Here is a 15,611-nt window from a genome sequence, read left to right as displayed (position 1 = left end):
ATACAACGCAACGCTTATTAAAGTCCTTGTTTCATAATCTTTTTGTTTAAAAAACAAGCAAAGCGTTGGGTTGGGTAGAATTTTACAGATTCATCGAGACATATTACCTGTCAATTCGTCAGCTTCAACCTTTATATTCATTTTGAAGGTCAGAAAAAGATGATTTCGTCTTCGTTTTACTGCCGCCGAAAGCGGGAATGGCTAAAAATGTTCAGATAGAAATTGTACGCTGACCCTGAAATTCAGTTTATAGGGTGCTGGCAGAGGGCATTTATTCGTATGCAGCGTTAAAAAGCTGTTTTGGTTGGTGCTCGTAATGTAATTATTATGTAATCAAATAATCGGTGTCTGACCAAACTTGAAGTCTGAATATCATTTGGCTAAATAAAGATACTGATTTATGACTCAATAAAGGACTAAAGCTTGTCTCTTGGCGGTGAATTCCGTAGTATACCGCGTCTTTTTTAAAGCCCGAGATTCAAGATGAAAACAGAATTATACAAAGAGTTTATGTTCGAAGCGGCACACCACTTGCCACATGTACCTGAAGGTCATAAGTGTGGTCGTTTGCACGGACACTCTTTCCTTGTTCGTCTTTATGTGGAAGGTGAGGTAGACCCGCATACGGGGTGGGTTGTGGATTTTGCAGAAATCAAAGCCGCTTTCAAACCAATTTATGATCGTTTAGACCATTACTACTTAAACGATATTGAAGGCTTGGAAAACCCAACCAGCGAAGTGCTAGCGAAATGGATTTGGCAGCAACTAAAACCAAGCCTTCCGCTACTAAGCAAAGTAGAGATCAAAGAAACTTGCACAGCAGGTTGTATCTACAAAGGCGAGTAATCGCAACAAGCGTCATTTACAAAGGCAAGCCTATCGCTTGCCTTTGTTGTCTATGGATTATAAAAGCTAAGCCACATACAAAAAAGCCCGAGCAGATAGCTCGGGCTTGATTTTCAGAGGGTAGGATTAGCAGATAACTTTCACTGCCAGACCACCTTGAGAAGTTTCGCGATATTTCGCGTTCATGTCTTTACCTGTCTCTAGCATGGTTTCGATAACCTTATCCAGAGATACTGTCGGAGCAGAAGAACGACGCAAAGCCATGCGAGTTGAGTTGATCGCTTTTACAGCTGCAATACCATTACGCTCGATACATGGAACCTGAACCTGACCTGCTACAGGATCGCACGTCAGACCTAGGTTGTGCTCCATTGCGATTTCTGCTGCCATACAAACTTGTTCTGGGCTACCACCCATCAGTTCTGCAAGGCCAGCTGCTGCCATTGAACACGCTACGCCAACTTCGCCCTGACAGCCAACTTCTGCGCCCGAGATAGATGCATTACGTTTGTATAGACCACCGATTGCACCAGAAGCAGCAAAGTAACGGATGTAGTCTTTCTCTGATACGGTTTGAATGAACTTATCGTAGTAAGCCAGTACCGCAGGGATAATACCACACGCGCCATTGGTTGGTGCCGTTACAACACGACCACCTGCCGCGTTTTCTTCGTTTACAGCAAAAGCAAACATGTTTACCCAGTCAACCACGGACATAGGATCGTTGGTTGTCTTTTCAGAAGTAAGCAGTTGTTGGCGAAGTGCTGCAGCACGGCGAGGTACACGCAGTGGACCAGGTAGAATGCCTTCTTCGTTCATACCGCGATCCATACATTCGCGCATGGTACGCCAGATGTTCGCAAAGTACGTACGGGTCTCTTCATCAGAATGAAGCGCTTGTTCATTTTTCATGGTTAGCGCACTGATAGAAAGGCCACTTTCACGGCACTGATTTACCAGTTCTTCTGCTGTGGTAAATGGGAAAGGAACTTTGATCGGGTTCTCTTCCTCTTTACCGAAGTTTTCTTCATCAACGATAAAACCACCACCGATAGAGTAGTAGGTTTTTGAGTATGCTTTTTCGTCATCAATCCAAGCGTGGATTTGCATACCATTTTCGTGAAGTTCCAAATTCGTTTTGTGGAAGTTCATTCCACCTTCGCGTGGAAACGATACTGTATGACAGTGCATGCCAACAGGAAGACGTTCAGTATCTTCTACGCGAGCAATAAAGCCCGGAATAGAATCGATATCGACTTTCTCAGGGGAGTTGCCTGCAAGACCCATGATAATAGCAATATCTGTGTGGTGACCTTTCCCTGTCAGTGATAGCGATCCATAAACGTCAACGGTGATTTTAGTGATGTCGCGCAATTTTCCCATTGCACGAAGATCATCAATAAACTCTTTACCCGCTTTCATTGGGCCTACAGTGTGTGAGCTTGAAGGTCCAACACCGATTTTATAGATATCAAATACACTAATCATATCGATTACCTCAGAAGAAAGCCTCCCAAGGGGATTTGGGAGGCTTAATTTTTATCGTTATATTTTTCGATTAATCACGCTGGTATTTCAGCTGAGATTAAAGAGCGCCGTAGATTACAGAACTAATGGCTGCAAGACCACAGATTGCTGTGAAAATTTGCACAGGTGCTGAAGTTTTGTACTTCGCCATTGCTGGCACTTTTTGCATAGCGAAAACAGGCATCAGGAATAGGATTGCCGCAATCATTGGCGCACCCATTGTTTCGATCATACCTAGGATGCTTGGGTTAACGATAGCAACTACCCATGTCGTCAGTACGATAAAAATCAAAGATGTTTTCTCGATCTTGCTTATCTGAGAGTTAGAGCGAGACTTGATAAGGCCAACCAGACCTTCGTGAGCACCTAGGAAGTGACCAAAGTAGCTCGAAGTGATAGCGGCAAACGCAACCAGTGGACCTAAGTAAGAGATCAGTGGAGACTCGTGAACGTTCGCTAAGTAAGAAAGAACAGAGATGTTTTGTGCTTGTGCTGTCGCTAGCTGCTCTGGAGACAGAGAAAGCACAACAGAGAACACGAAGAACATAACAAAGCCCATTAGCATCATCGCTGCGCCGCCAGTGATAGCGTCAGTTTTCTTCACTGCATTTTCACCGTACACGCGACGTTGCTCTTTAGAGAACTGAGAAATGATAGGGCTGTGGTTGAATGAGAAAACGATGATTGGAATAGCTAGCCAAATGATTGAAGGCATGTCGCCCCAGTTTGGCGATACTTCCATCATTGACGTGTTCCAATCAGGAATCAGGTAGAAAGACAGCGCTAGCAGGACAAATACCAGTGGGTAAACCATTGCAGATGTCGCTTTCAGCATTAACTCTTTACCGAATACCACACCCGCTGTCATCGCTGCGATAAGAGCACCAGACAGTAGCCAGCGAGGAATAGACTCCATGCCCATTTGGTTCACTAAGAATGAGTCAACCGTGTTTGTAATGCCGACACCGTAGATAAGTACGATAGGGTAAATAGCGAAGAAGTAAGCGAAAGTAATAAGGTTTGCGCCAGTTTTACCGAAGTGTTCTTCCACTGTGTCAGTGATGTCTGCCTCTGGGTTCTTAGCGGAAAGAACGAAGCGAGCCAGAGATTTGTGTGCGAACCAAGTCATTGGTGCTGCGATTAGGGCTAGGATTACTAATGGCCAAAAACCACCCGCACCAGCTTTAATTGGTAGGAATAATACACCTGCGCCTACGGCAGTACCGAATAACGACAGACACCAGGTGAAGTCTTTGTAAGAAAACTTACTAGACGATTGTGCGGTAGAAACCGCTGAATTGATTGAATTCATTTTTTGTTTACTCATTTTGGGAACAGGAAATAAGTCGGGTGCAATTTTGCAAGATTTTGCATTGAGAAAATTAGATCTGCGTCATGTATTGCTCGGGCTTATTGAATAATATGTCAAAAACCCGTTTTTTATCACGAAAATGATGTGCTACTGGTGATTAATGTTAATGTGTCGAATTAGAAAATCTAATTGATAATGTTATTTGTACATATTTTTATCAATGCAAACGCTTGCGGTGAAAACGACAAATTAAACTAATGTGAATGAGGGGTTATAAACAGGTTTTGAATTGGTGAAATAGGATGGAAGGGCACATCGCTCCATACCTACTTGGCACTGATGTGCCTTTGCATTGACTCAATAATTTGAGCGGTCATGCCCCAAATGAAGTGCTGACGATAAGGAATAGCAAACACTCGGTGTCCACTTTGTTTAAGGTTAAATTTGGTGCTGTAGAGCTTGCTCGGATTTAAAATATGGTTTGCGGGTACTTCGAACACATACTCAACTTCATTGGGGTCAATATGAGTTTTGTAGTCTGGTGATACAAAAGCCAAAAAAGGAGTGACATTAAAGCGGCTAATGGTAGGAAGTTTTGGTAACTGGCCAAAGACATGTATCTCGTTATTTGCGATACCAATTTCTTCTTTTGTTTCACGAAGCGCGGTATTCAACAAGTGAATGTCTTCAGGTTCAAATTTACCACCGGGGAAGCTGATTTGCCCTGGATGATGGCGCAAGTGCTCGGCTCGTTTGGTCAAAATGACCTGTAATCCTTCTTGGCGTTCAACAAACCCAATCAACACTGCTGCGTCACGCAGTGGCTTGTTTTTTAAAAAGCTTAATCGAGCGAGTGACTCTTTGTGATATCCAGTAGGCAACTGCAGTTGAAAGTTTTGCAGTAGCTTCGTTTTATTGATGACCAAATTGCGTCCTTTTATCTAACATCTATTGATAATTATAGAGGACTCACTCCCTCTCTCAATGTGTTATCAAGATTATAACGATGGCGAACAGGAGTAAATCAGACGTTAGGGTAAGAACGTCTAATACAAAAACGCCCCCAATTGTGGAGGCGTTAAGCTATTGTTCGGAGAGTACCGTTGGCGTTACTTTAATGCTGGCAGAATTTTCGACAGCTTATCCAGTGTTTCCTGATATTCGGCCGCGCATTCACTGTCTGCGACTACACCACCGCCGGCCCAAGCGTACAAGTTACCTTTCTCTGCAACCAAAGTGCGAATGGTAATGCTGGTGTCCATACGACCATGGCGCGAAATGTAACCAATACTGCCGCAGTAAGCGCTACGTCGATGGGGCTCTAGCTCTTCAATGATCTGCATCGCACGCACTTTAGGTGCGCCAGTGATTGAGCCGCCAGGGAAGCACGCTCGCAACAAATCCGCAGGAGAGTGTTGCTTATCTAAATCGGCACGAATAGTACTTACCAAATGGTGAACCGCAGGGAAGCTTTCAATATCAAATAATTTTGGCACATGAACACTACCCGGTGATGCAACGCGACCAATGTCATTTCGCAGCAAATCGACAATCATCAGGTTTTCAGCCTGATCCTTCTCTGCCGTTTGTAAGTCATGGGCGTTGGCCTCATCTTGCTCTGAATCCAGGCTACGTGGGCGCGTACCTTTGATCGGCTTGGTTTCGATGACTCTCTCTTTCAGCTCCAGAAAACGCTCTGGTGAGATACTCAAAATAGACGATTCAGGCATACGAATAAACGCAGAAAATGGCGCTTGGTTCGCCGACTCCAGCTTTAGGTAGGCTTGCCACTCGCTGCCAGTATAGGGGGCATTAAAACGTTGCGCTAAGTTGATTTGATAGCAATCACCGCTTAGCAGGTACTCTTGTACGCTATCAAAGCGAGAGCCGTACGATTGCTCGGTCATATTAGATTGCCAAGAGCCAGTTAAACTAAATTCAGTGTCTTGCACTGCTATTTGTTTATTGAGCCAATCCCAAGCTTGAGCAATATTTTGCCCAACCATACAGGCCTTGTTTAGTTTATGATCGACGACGAGAGCCCATTGATAGAGGCCAACCGCCATATCGGCTGTTTGCAGATCTTTTTCCGCAAGCTCTGGCATGGCTTCCACACGGCGACCTAAATCGTAGCTGAAGTAGCCAAGCGCGCCGCCAACGAACGGCAGATCCCACTCTGAGCCGAGCTCAACACTCGGTAACCATTGCTGTTGCAAGTGGTCGAGTAATGTAAACGGGTCATCACTCGAGGTGTAAGCGTCTGTTGGCGTTTTGATGTATGTATTCTCGGCGATGGTTTCTAGCGTTGCTACCGGGTTCGCAACCAGCACATCAAAACGGCTATCGATGTGAGTTTCGGACGCGGAGCGTAGCAACATCGCCCAAGGCTGGTGCTGAATACGCGAAAAAAGGTGAAGCGCTAAGTCTGGTGCGTATTCCAACGCTTTAAAATCAATGAATTGATTATCCATGTTGTTCATTTGTGTAATTTGTGACAAAGAGATCGTTCACTGCATGGCATGTCATGGGCAGCAAGAGTATCATATTCCACCGTATAGCCAAACTTCCTCGATACACAGGGTTCAGAGGCGGTTTTACTATACAAGAAGGCGACTTCAGTAACTCGTGTGTCGAGATCAGCCATTCGACAATTGTTTATAAAATGTATTTATAAAAATGAAGCTCAAAAGAGCAAATCGCTTAACAAACACGATTGAAGCCAAGCCAGTAATGGAAGCATAACTATAACGAGGCATGTAATGACGGTAATTCGCAAGCAGGATGTCATCAGCAGTGTTGCTGATGCGCTACAGTACATTTCTTACTACCACCCGCTAGACTTTGTTCAAGCCCTTGAAAAAGCCTACCACCGCGAAGAGAGCCAAGCCGCGAAAGACGCGATTGCGCAGATCTTAATTAACTCCCGTATGTCGGCAGAAGGCCACCGCCCAATCTGTCAGGACACAGGGATCGTGACGTGTTTTGTCAACATCGGTATGGGCGTGCAGTGGGACTCAACGGACATGACGGTTCAGCAAATGGTAGATGAAGGCGTTCGACAGGCCTACACGAATCCAGATAACCCATTGCGTGCATCGGTTCTAATGGATCCGGCTGGTAAACGTATTAACACCAAAGACAACACGCCTGCAGTAGTTCACATCAATATGGTACCGGGCGATAAAGTTGAAATTCAGATCGCGGCGAAGGGCGGCGGTAGTGAAAATAAAACTAAGATGGTGATGCTAAACCCATCTGACGATATTGCCGAGTGGGTAGAAAAAACACTACCAACGATGGGCGCTGGTTGGTGTCCTCCGGGTATGCTTGGCATTGGTATCGGCGGTACGGCTGAAAAAGCAGCAGTACTGGCAAAAGAATCGCTTATGGAGCACATCGATATTCAAGAGCTTATCGATCGTGGCCCACAAAACGCAGAAGAAGAGCTTCGTCTTGATATCTTCAATCGCGTGAACAAGCTTGGTATCGGTGCGCAAGGTCTTGGCGGCCTGACTACCGTAGTTGACGTTAAGATCAAAACCGCGCCTACGCACGCTGCGTCTAAGCCAGTGTGTCTGATCCCGAACTGTGCTGCGACTCGTCACGTACACTTCACGCTAGATGGCTCAGGCCCGGCAGACTTAACGCCGCCTAAGCTTGAAGAGTGGCCAGATATCACTTGGGAAGCGGGCGCGAATACTCGTCGCGTTAACTTAGACGAAGTGACACAAGCAGATGTTGAGCAGTGGAAGACCGGTGAGACAGTTCTTCTTTCTGGTAAGATTCTTACTGGTCGCGATGCAGCACACAAACGCATCCAGACTATGTTGCAAAATGGTGAGGGGCTGCCAGAAGGTGTCGATTTCAAAGGTAAATTTATCTACTACGTAGGTCCGGTAGACGCTGTAGGTGATGAAGCCGTAGGTCCTGCTGGCCCTACAACGTCAACACGTATGGACAAATTCACCGACATGATGCTTGATGAAACAGGCATTATGGGCATGATCGGTAAAGCGGAGCGTGGCCCTGCGACAGTTGAATCTATCAAGAAGCACAAAGCGGTTTACTTGATGGCGGTTGGCGGTGCGGCTTACCTGGTTGCAAAAGCGATTAAGAAAGCGCGCGTGGTCGCGTTTGAAGATCTCGGTATGGAAGCGATCTACGAATTTGAAGTAGAAGACATGCCAGTAACCGTCGCGGTAGATTCTAACGGTGTGAACGCTCACCAGATTGGTCCGGACACTTGGAAAGTAAAAATCCAAGAGATGGAAGCTTAATGTAAATGGCACTTTGAGGGCGTCTCAGTCTTGAGAATGTGACAAGGTGCTGATTTACCTAGCAAACAATTGACAAAAGTGCAGCGAAAACTGCACTTTTTGTCTATATACTAGGTATATTAACCTTTTGGCATAGCAACAGACGTTATGCGAACAATAATAATTAGGAGACGGCATGCCTCGTTTTATTCAAATTCTACAAATTATCCTTGCTGTTGTGGTGGGTGGCTTTGTTGGCTATGACTTGATTCTTCATGGTATCAGCATCTTTGATGAAAAATACGTCACGATTGCGTGTGTATTGTGGTTAGTGCTAGAGGTGGCTCTATTCGTTATCTACAAACTGATTGAAGAAGATTAGATCGTTTAGGCTTAAATCGTTTGATCGATAGTTAGAATACCAAAGCCTCTGAGAGTTCTCAGGGGCTTTTGTGTTTTTGGGCGATGCATTTCTGATGTGAGTATTTTGTTCATCTTTGATTAATGTATGTAAAATTAGACTCATACCTTCGTCGTTTACTAACGAGATAAAAAAAGCATGAAAAGAATAACAAAAGAAGTGAATGACTTTATCAACCGTGGCATGGACTCTAATGTCCGAATTGCTGTTACCGGCTTATCCCGAGCGGGTAAAACGGCGTTTATTACTTCTCTGGTCAATCAACTGCTTTATACGGCGACGCACGACAATCTGCCATTACTAACCGCGGCCAGAGACAAACGCTTGATAGGTGCTAAACGCGAGCCTCAATCGAACATGATGGTTCCCCGTTTTGCTTACGACGAAGCAATCGATCAAATTCATGCCACGCCCCCAGAGTGGCCAGTGCCTACGCGAGATGTAAGTGAAATCCGTCTTGCGCTGAAATATAAGCCGAATAAAACCACCAAAAAGTTATTGAGCAAAACCGCCGTGCTTAACGTGGATATCATCGACTATCCGGGCGAGTGGCTGCTCGATTTACCCCTGTTAGATATGGATTTCGCGACTTGGTCGGAAACACAGTTTAATGCGTTAAAAGGCCAACGCAGTAAGTTAGCAGAATCGTGGTTAGCAGAACTGGAAAATCTAGACCTTAACGAAAGTGTCAATGAAAAGCAGCTTGAGAGCATTGCACATTCTTACACGCAATATCTACATGGTTGTAAAGACGCAGGGTTGCATTGGGTTCAACCAGGGCGATTTGTTCTGCCAGGTGAATTAGTCGGTGCACCGGTTCTACAGTTTTTCCCATGTCGGATTGAATCAGATGCTAAGCCAGTTAAAGGCAGTAACTTGGCGATGCTAGAAGCACGATTCTATGAATATCAGCAAAAAGTAGTGAAGGCGTTTTATAAACATCACTTTGCGACTTTTGATCGTCAGATCGTGCTGGTGGATTGCTTACAACCTTTGAATGCGGGGGATGAAGCGTTCTATGATATGCGTCAGGCGCTGGAGCAGATCATGCACAGCTTCCGTTACGGACGCAGTAGCTTTTTGCGTCGGCTATTTTCGCCAAAAATAGATAAAGTCCTCTTCGCAGCAACCAAAGCGGACCATGTGACGCCAGAGCAGCACCCGAATTTGGTCTCTTTACTTCAGCAGATGGTACATCCAGCTTGGCAAACCGCAGCGTATGAGAATATCGAGATGAGCTGTATGAGCATTGCCTCGATTCAGGCCACGACGCCCGGGTTTATTTCCACCGGCGACAAGACTGTTCCGGCTTTACAAGGCACAACCCTGGATGGTGAACCTATGACGATGTTCCCTGGTGAGGTACCAAGGAAATTACCGAATGCGGCGTATTGGCAAAACAGTGGTTTTGATTTCACTTCTTTCCGTCCAATGCCGTCAGCAAGTGATGAACCAATGAAACACATACGTTTAGATAAGGCACTGGATTACCTGCTTGGAGATAAGTTGAAATGAGTGAGTTCAAACAAAAGCAGGTCTTCTCCGACAATGTACTAGAGAAAGATCAGGAGTCTGAATCTGAGGATTTAACTTCTCAACAGGCCTTTAGTGACAAAGAGACCTTTGTGCCCGTAACCGTGCAAGAAGAGACGCAAGAAACGGAGCAGGAATTACAGCTTGAGCATGTGATTCGCCCTAAATCTGGTCGAAAATGGTTGGCGACAGGGCTACTTACCGCGTTTTCAGGTCTGGTGGGGTGGCAGGCGATCGATTCAGTTATCACGGCGGTTCAAACATCTGATTGGCTTGCGTTGGGCTGGGCTGGTTTTATTGCAACCATTGCCTCATTTGGTATTGGCGCGTTAGGCAAAGAGTTGTGGAAACTGCGTAAACTGAGAAATCACTTCAGTATTCAAGAAGAGAGCGAATTACTTGTTGGCAGTGATAGCGTTGGCAAGGGCAAAGTGTTTTGTGAAAAAGTGGCTGAACAAAGTGGCGTTCTGGCTGAAAATCCAGGCTTTGATCGTTGGAAGAACAGTGTTAACCCTGCACACAGCGACGCGGAAATTCTTGATATGTACGACTCAATGGTGGTTAGCCAGCAGGATAAGCTCGCAACTAAAATCGTGTCTAAACATGCCACAGAGTCCGCTGCGTTAGTCGCAGTAAGCCCACTTGCCGCTGCAGATATGTTTTTGGTTGCTTGGCGTAACTTCAAAATGATCGATAATTTATCGAAAGTCTATGGTGTCGAGCTAGGTTATGCGTCGCGAATAAAACTGCTTAAAGCGGTCTTTGTGAATATGGCTGCCGCAGGTGCGAGTGAGCTCGCGATTGATGCTGGCATGGATTTAATGTCGATGGATCTTGCGGGTAAAGTATCAGCTCGCGCAGGTCAGGGGCTTGGTGTCGGTATTCTTACCGCTCGTTTGGGCTTGAAAGCGATGACATTGTTGCGCCCTCTACCTTGGTATCCTGAGCGTCAGGTCAAACTGGGTACGATTCGTAAAGCCGTAGTGGCGAAAGTTGCATCAATTACGATGAAACCGTAACCAATATCACCATTGATGAATAGGATTGCTTGACGCCATTCCAAGCTTGATAGAAACTACTGTCAACTTTTCCTGACAGTTGTGAATTGGGATATTTTCAGTGCGTCTTGAAGTCTTATGTGAAGATAGACTCGGTCTTACCCGAGAACTGCTCGATATTTTAGCATCTAAGAGTATCGACTTGCGTGGTATCGAGATTGATATCAGCGGCATTATATATTTGAATTGCCCGGATATTGATTTTGATACCTTTAGCGAACTAATGGCCGAAATCCGTCGTATTTCGGGGGTTAAAGACGTACGTAAAATCCAGTTCATGCCCATGGAGCGCCACAATACCGAGCTGCTTTCGCTGGTGGATAATTTACCAGATCCCGTTTTTGCTATCGACCTCAAAGGCGCGGTAGACATGGCAAACATGTCCGCGTTGTCCCTGTTAGGTTTGCACAAGCAAGAGGTGATCGGTACTCAAATTGGTACTCTATTACCAAGTATGCGTTTCTCTCGTTGGTCGGAAGGGGTGAACGCCCGAACTCGTGAAAACCTGGTGATTGATGGTTTGGATTATATTCTCGAGTTAATGCCGGTTTATATCAAAGATGAAGCGCAAAACTCGACACTGGCGAGTACGTTGATCACGATTCGCTCCAGCCAGCAAGTTTCGAGAATTGAAGAAGCCGTGCCGCTGCATAACCCGCTTGGTTTTGAACACTTTGTCGGATTATCTAACCGCCATAAAGCATTGATGAATCAAGCCAAGAAGTTGTCTGTCCTTGATCAGCCATTACTGATTGAAGGTGAAACAGGCACTGGTAAAGAAATGCTGGCCAAAGCGTGTCATAGCCGATCTAGCCGAGCGAGCAAGCCTTTCCTTGTACTGAGCTGCGCGTCTATGCCGGATGATGTGGCTGAAACTGAACTGTTCGGCCATGCGCCAGGCTCATTTAACCACGAGCAGGGGCACAAAGGCATTTTTGAACAAGCGAATGGCGGCACCGTCTTCTTGGACGAAATTGGTGAGATGAGCTCCCACTTGCAAATCAAGCTACTGCGTTTTCTTCAGGATGGTAACTTCCGTCGAGTTGGCGCAGAGGATGAAATGCACGTAGATGTTCGCATTATCGCCTCTACCAAGCACAACCTTGCTGAGCTGTCGGAAGCGGGCATGTTCCGTGAAGACTTGTACTATCGTCTGAACGTTCTTACGTTGAATATTCCTCCTTTACGTAAGCGATCTAACGACGTCTCTCCATTATTAGAGCTGTTTGTGACCAAGCACGCGCAGCAATTGGGCATTGATAAGCCGGATTTCGACGACGATTTGATTGACGGACTCGCAAACTACCAATGGCCAGGCAATATGCGTCAGCTGGATAATATGGTTTTGCGCGCGTTAACCGAGATGGATGGTCATTTATTGAAGGTTGAGCACTTTAATTTGCCACAACCTCAATCTGTCGGTGGTGGCAGTGCGACACTCAACTTAGATGGCTCTTTGGATGAGATTATGCGTGATTACGAGTCTCAGATCCTTGAGCGTTTGTATCAATCATTTCCATCAAGCCGCAAGCTGGCGAAGCGTTTAAATGTATCACACACGTCAATTGCCAATAAACTGCGTGACTATGGGATTCGTAAGAATTAATCCTGAACGAAGAGAAAACGGACGTTGTCATTTGTAATGGAAGATAAAAGTTCATCCGTCGCCGTTCATAAGTTGGACGGCGACTTACTTCTGCGTACTGCTGAAATCGCTGATGCAGATATGATTGCCGAATATTTTCAGGTAAATCGCGAGTACTTAAAGCCGTTTGAACCAACGCGCGAGGACGCCTTCTTTACCGTCAATGGTTGGCTACAAAAACTCATTAAACTAAGCGAACTCCACCGTCAGGGGCTTGGCTATTACTGCCTTCTCATTGATACCCAAAAACAACGCATGTTAGGGACAATTTCCTTCAGCGGTCTGGTTCGTTTCCCATTCCACTCCTGCAGCGTTGGTTACTCTCTTGCCCAAACGGCGCAAGGTAACGGATACATGCGTCGTGGTCTAAAAATGGCTTGTGATTACATGTTCGACGTGCAAAATATGCATCGAATTCAGGCAGGGTACATGCCGCACAATAAACGCAGCGAAGCTGTTCTGGAACATGTTGGTTTTAATAAAGAAGGCTATGCGAAGGACTATCTTTTGATAGATGGCGAGTGGCAAGATCATATCTTAACCTCACTGACTAAACGTGACTGGCAACCAAAGGCTCGATGATATGGACAGACTAGAGAAGCAGCTAAAGCTATTAATAGAGTTGGATCAGTTAAAAAATGTGCTTCGTCGAACCCGTATTAAAAGCGCGGGAGGCAGATTGGAGAATAGTGGTGAGCACAGTTGGCATGTCGCCCTCATGGCTGTGTTGATGGAAGAACATGCCAATGCGCCTGTCGATATTTGTCGCGTCATGAAAATGTTGCTGATTCACGATGTTGTTGAGATCGACGCCGGCGACACCTTTGTTTATGATACAGCCGCTTCAAAAGAGCAGGCGGAAAAAGAAATCAAAGCCGCAGAACGTTTATTCGGTATGCTGCCAAGAGATCAAGGTAAAGAGCTATTGGCACTGTGGCATGAGTTTGAAGCAGCCCAGACTGATGATGCAAAGTATGCAAAAGCGCTCGACCGTTTAATACCAATGCTTCTGAATTATCATAACGACGGTCAAAGTTGGAAAGAACATGGCGTAACGCGCGAACAAGCGCTTACTATTAATAAACGAATTGAACTTGGCTCTGTCACTTTGTGGGACAAAGCGAAAGAAATAATTGAAAATGCCACCGATAAAGGTTGGCTGAAGTCGTAATAAAGGAGACTGAATGTCTTATTTGCCTTTGGACGAATACCAAAGAAAATGGATTTTTACTCACCAGTCTATGCCGGTACCAGAAGAAGACTTAGCGCAGATAAAGCCGATGAGTCAGGCTCGCTCCGCTCAGTTCTGGAAAGAGAACATCAGTGCGCAAAGCCCTGACATGGACCGTTTGAGCTCTCAAGATTGGCCAATGAAAGAGTCCAATTGGTTAGAAACTGTTGACTGGATGGCCGCATGGGAGTCGGACGAGCCAGAAATGCCAACCGAAGTGGAAACACATATTGATTGGCAAGACGATGTGACGGTTTATTTCTGTTACGAGAAATACAACGTCATTGAAACCAAGTGGTCTATCTTCAAAAAGCACTGGAAGAACTTCCTGTTCTATGACGATGGCCCAATGTTGATTGGCCGCCGTCGCTCTCAAGCACTTTGGTTTGACTCAAAAGGCAACGTTCAACTAGGTGAACGCCACTAGGTAGCATGCTGTTATTAATATTCTTAGCCACCAACTCGGTGGCTTTCGTTATTCAAAGGCTGGATAAAGGGCTAAGCACGCCGCTCGCTCCTCTTTCTATAACGTGGGTATAGATTTGTGTGGTTTTGACATCCGAGTGTCCTAACTGCTCCTGAACTGTTCTGATATCGGCGCCTGACTCCAGTAAATGGGTTGCAAAACTATGTCTTAGTGTGTGGCAGGTTACCGACTTTTTAATTTCAGCATCCAGAGCTGAACGTTTAACTGCTCTTTGAATAACACTCTCATTTATATGGTGTCTGCGTAACTCACCCGTTTCCGGATCAACACTGAGTTTTGCTGACGGAAATAGAAAGTGCCAGTTAAAGTCCAACTGCGCGTTTGGGTATTTACGTTGTAGCCCTTCTGAAATATAAACACCTGCGTACCCAGGCGTATGACAATCCTTTTGATAATAATTTCTAGCGAGTTCCACTTGTGCTTTTAGGGGAGAATGTAGTTCTTTTGCTAAGGTCACCGTACGGTTCTTTCCGCCTTTACCTTGCCAGACGCGAATTGCGCCGTAATCGTAATCAATGTCCTGAACTCTTAATCTTAAGCACTCCATCAACCGAAGCCCGGAGCCATAGAGTAGAAGTGTGTGAAGCTTGTATTTGGGGTCTATATGTTGAATAAAACGACGAATCTCGTCTCGTGTTAATACGACAGGAAGTTTTCTCTCCGTAAGTGACTTTTGAAATTGCATATCTAGTGAGAGAGGGGTCTGAAAGAAATCTCGATATAGAAATGCAATCGCACAAAGAGCTAAAGCTTGGGTTTTTACTGCAACTTTATCTTTAATGGCCATGTGGCTAAGAAACTGAACTACATGTTCTTCTGATAACTTAGATGGATGTGCAAACTGATGAAAAACGATATAACGCTTGATCCAAAATAGGTAACTTTCAATCGTTTTATTTGAGTAATGACGCAGTAACATGTGCTCTTTTACACTAAGTAAAAACTGGGATTTCATGACGAAATGTGTCCTGTTTATTTATACAGGCTTGTTAATTTAGCATCCTACAGTTAATTAACCTGCTTTTAGCCGCCTAATTGCGCGTGTTAGCACTCATATTCATACCCCGTTTCTATATTTTTCATAAAGATAAGTGCTATTATTCATATTTGTTTTTGTTAGAAAAACGGCGGTAGCGTGTCTGAAAGACGGCAAAAAGCCGTATAGAAAGCGTTAGTTGCCAACGAGAAAAACGCAACTTAAGCAGAATGTTTAGGGTTAATGCCCGTGTGCATTTGGCTCGGTTTTGTGCTTCGAGGTTTTGGGTTTTGGTTTGCGGAAATTGTGATTTGCTCTT

14 protein-coding genes are annotated in these 15,611 nt (G+C 45.2%); 9 read left to right on the top strand and 5 right to left on the bottom strand.

The window, feature by feature from the left end; genetic code table 11:
- The first annotated feature begins 483 nt into the window (after positions 1 to 483).
- Positions 484 to 846, top strand: a complete 363-nt coding sequence (gene queD, locus L3V31_RS11000) for a 6-carboxytetrahydropterin synthase QueD (protein WP_014232353.1) — start codon at positions 484 to 486, stop codon at positions 844 to 846.
- 126 nt (positions 847 to 972) lie between these two features.
- Here the strand turns inward: queD and L3V31_RS10995 are convergent, their stop codons facing one another.
- From L3V31_RS10995 to pabB, 4 genes are all read right to left on the bottom strand, one after another.
- The gene (locus L3V31_RS10995) at positions 973 to 2,334 is read right to left on the bottom strand and encodes an L-serine ammonia-lyase (protein WP_237316099.1); all 1,362 of its coding nucleotides are present in this window, start codon (positions 2,332 to 2,334) and stop codon (positions 973 to 975) included.
- A 97-nt stretch (positions 2,335 to 2,431) separates the two neighbouring features.
- A complete protein-coding gene (locus tag L3V31_RS10990) occupies positions 2,432 to 3,685 on the bottom strand; it encodes an aromatic amino acid transport family protein (RefSeq protein ID WP_237316098.1) in 1,254 nt (417 codons plus the stop codon).
- A 326-nt stretch (positions 3,686 to 4,011) separates the two neighbouring features.
- Positions 4,012 to 4,611, bottom strand: coding sequence for a CoA pyrophosphatase (locus L3V31_RS10985; protein WP_237316097.1), 600 nt, complete (start codon positions 4,609 to 4,611; stop codon positions 4,012 to 4,014).
- A gap of 183 nt (positions 4,612 to 4,794) precedes the next feature.
- Complete coding sequence (gene pabB, locus L3V31_RS10980) at positions 4,795 to 6,156, bottom strand: aminodeoxychorismate synthase component I (RefSeq protein WP_237316096.1); 1,362 nt, start codon at positions 6,154 to 6,156, stop codon at positions 4,795 to 4,797.
- A 288-nt stretch (positions 6,157 to 6,444) separates the two neighbouring features.
- On the opposite strand from pabB, the gene L3V31_RS10975 reads away from it, so the two are divergent.
- From L3V31_RS10975 to L3V31_RS10940, 8 genes are all read left to right on the top strand, one after another.
- Positions 6,445 to 7,962, top strand: a complete 1,518-nt coding sequence (locus tag L3V31_RS10975) for a fumarate hydratase (RefSeq protein WP_014232348.1) — start codon at positions 6,445 to 6,447, stop codon at positions 7,960 to 7,962.
- 175 nt (positions 7,963 to 8,137) lie between these two features.
- Positions 8,138 to 8,323 (top strand): hypothetical protein, encoded by a 186-nt coding sequence (locus tag L3V31_RS10970; protein ID WP_237316095.1) that lies wholly within the window; start codon positions 8,138 to 8,140, stop codon positions 8,321 to 8,323.
- 177 nt (positions 8,324 to 8,500) lie between these two features.
- Entirely contained in the window at positions 8,501 to 9,877 is a 1,377-nt protein-coding gene (locus tag L3V31_RS10965; RefSeq protein ID WP_237316094.1) for a YcjX family protein, read from the top strand.
- Positions 9,874 to 10,914, top strand: a complete 1,041-nt coding sequence (locus L3V31_RS10960) for a TIGR01620 family protein (RefSeq protein ID WP_237316093.1) — start codon at positions 9,874 to 9,876, stop codon at positions 10,912 to 10,914. The genes L3V31_RS10965 and L3V31_RS10960 overlap by 4 nt, the downstream gene beginning before the upstream one ends.
- 100 nt (positions 10,915 to 11,014) lie before the next feature.
- Complete coding sequence (gene tyrR / locus L3V31_RS10955) at positions 11,015 to 12,559, top strand: transcriptional regulator TyrR (protein ID WP_237316092.1); 1,545 nt, start codon at positions 11,015 to 11,017, stop codon at positions 12,557 to 12,559.
- A gap of 36 nt (positions 12,560 to 12,595) precedes the next feature.
- Positions 12,596 to 13,180 carry a ribosomal protein S5-alanine N-acetyltransferase gene (rimJ, locus tag L3V31_RS10950; protein ID WP_237316091.1) on the top strand — a complete coding sequence of 195 codons (585 nt, stop codon included), beginning with the start codon at positions 12,596 to 12,598 and terminating at the stop codon, positions 13,178 to 13,180.
- A 1-nt stretch (position 13,181) separates the two neighbouring features.
- A complete protein-coding gene (locus L3V31_RS10945) occupies positions 13,182 to 13,769 on the top strand; it encodes an HD domain-containing protein (RefSeq protein WP_237316090.1) in 588 nt (195 codons plus the stop codon).
- Between the two features lie 13 nt (positions 13,770 to 13,782).
- Complete coding sequence (locus L3V31_RS10940) at positions 13,783 to 14,256, top strand: DUF2947 domain-containing protein (protein ID WP_237316089.1); 474 nt, start codon at positions 13,783 to 13,785, stop codon at positions 14,254 to 14,256.
- Positions 14,257 to 14,308: 52 nt separating this feature from the next.
- Here L3V31_RS10940 and L3V31_RS10935 read toward each other — a convergent pair whose 3' ends face one another.
- The gene (locus L3V31_RS10935; protein ID WP_237316088.1) at positions 14,309 to 15,271 is read right to left on the bottom strand and encodes an integron integrase; all 963 of its coding nucleotides are present in this window, start codon (positions 15,269 to 15,271) and stop codon (positions 14,309 to 14,311) included.
- Positions 15,272 to 15,611 lie beyond the last annotated feature (340 nt).

The organism is Vibrio sp. J1-1 (genome assembly GCF_021728395.1).
In the GTDB taxonomy this organism is placed as follows: Bacteria; Pseudomonadota; Gammaproteobacteria; order Enterobacterales; family Vibrionaceae; genus Vibrio.
The sequence above is the reverse complement of the archived record's forward strand: the minus strand, read 5'-3'. Positions and strand labels throughout refer to the sequence as shown.

Coding starts and splice junctions, on each gene's coding strand:
- queD (WP_014232353.1), top strand. CDS start 484: ATGAAAACAGAATTATACAAAGAGTTTATGTTCGAAGCGGCACACCAC.
- L3V31_RS10995 (WP_237316099.1), bottom strand. CDS start 2,334: ATGATTAGTGTATTTGATATCTATAAAATCGGTGTTGGACCTTCAAGC.
- L3V31_RS10990 (WP_237316098.1), bottom strand. CDS start 3,685: ATGAATTCAATCAATTCAGCGGTTTCTACCGCACAATCGTCTAGTAAG.
- pabB (WP_237316096.1), bottom strand. CDS start 6,156: ATGGATAATCAATTCATTGATTTTAAAGCGTTGGAATACGCACCAGAC.
- L3V31_RS10975 (WP_014232348.1), top strand. CDS start 6,445: ATGACGGTAATTCGCAAGCAGGATGTCATCAGCAGTGTTGCTGATGCG.
- L3V31_RS10970 (WP_237316095.1), top strand. CDS start 8,138: ATGCCTCGTTTTATTCAAATTCTACAAATTATCCTTGCTGTTGTGGTG.
- L3V31_RS10965 (WP_237316094.1), top strand. CDS start 8,501: ATGAAAAGAATAACAAAAGAAGTGAATGACTTTATCAACCGTGGCATG.
- L3V31_RS10960 (WP_237316093.1), top strand. CDS start 9,874: ATGAGTGAGTTCAAACAAAAGCAGGTCTTCTCCGACAATGTACTAGAG.
- rimJ (WP_237316091.1), top strand. CDS start 12,596: ATGGAAGATAAAAGTTCATCCGTCGCCGTTCATAAGTTGGACGGCGAC.
- L3V31_RS10945 (WP_237316090.1), top strand. CDS start 13,182: ATGGACAGACTAGAGAAGCAGCTAAAGCTATTAATAGAGTTGGATCAG.
- L3V31_RS10940 (WP_237316089.1), top strand. CDS start 13,783: ATGTCTTATTTGCCTTTGGACGAATACCAAAGAAAATGGATTTTTACT.
- L3V31_RS10935 (WP_237316088.1), bottom strand. CDS start 15,271: ATGAAATCCCAGTTTTTACTTAGTGTAAAAGAGCACATGTTACTGCGT.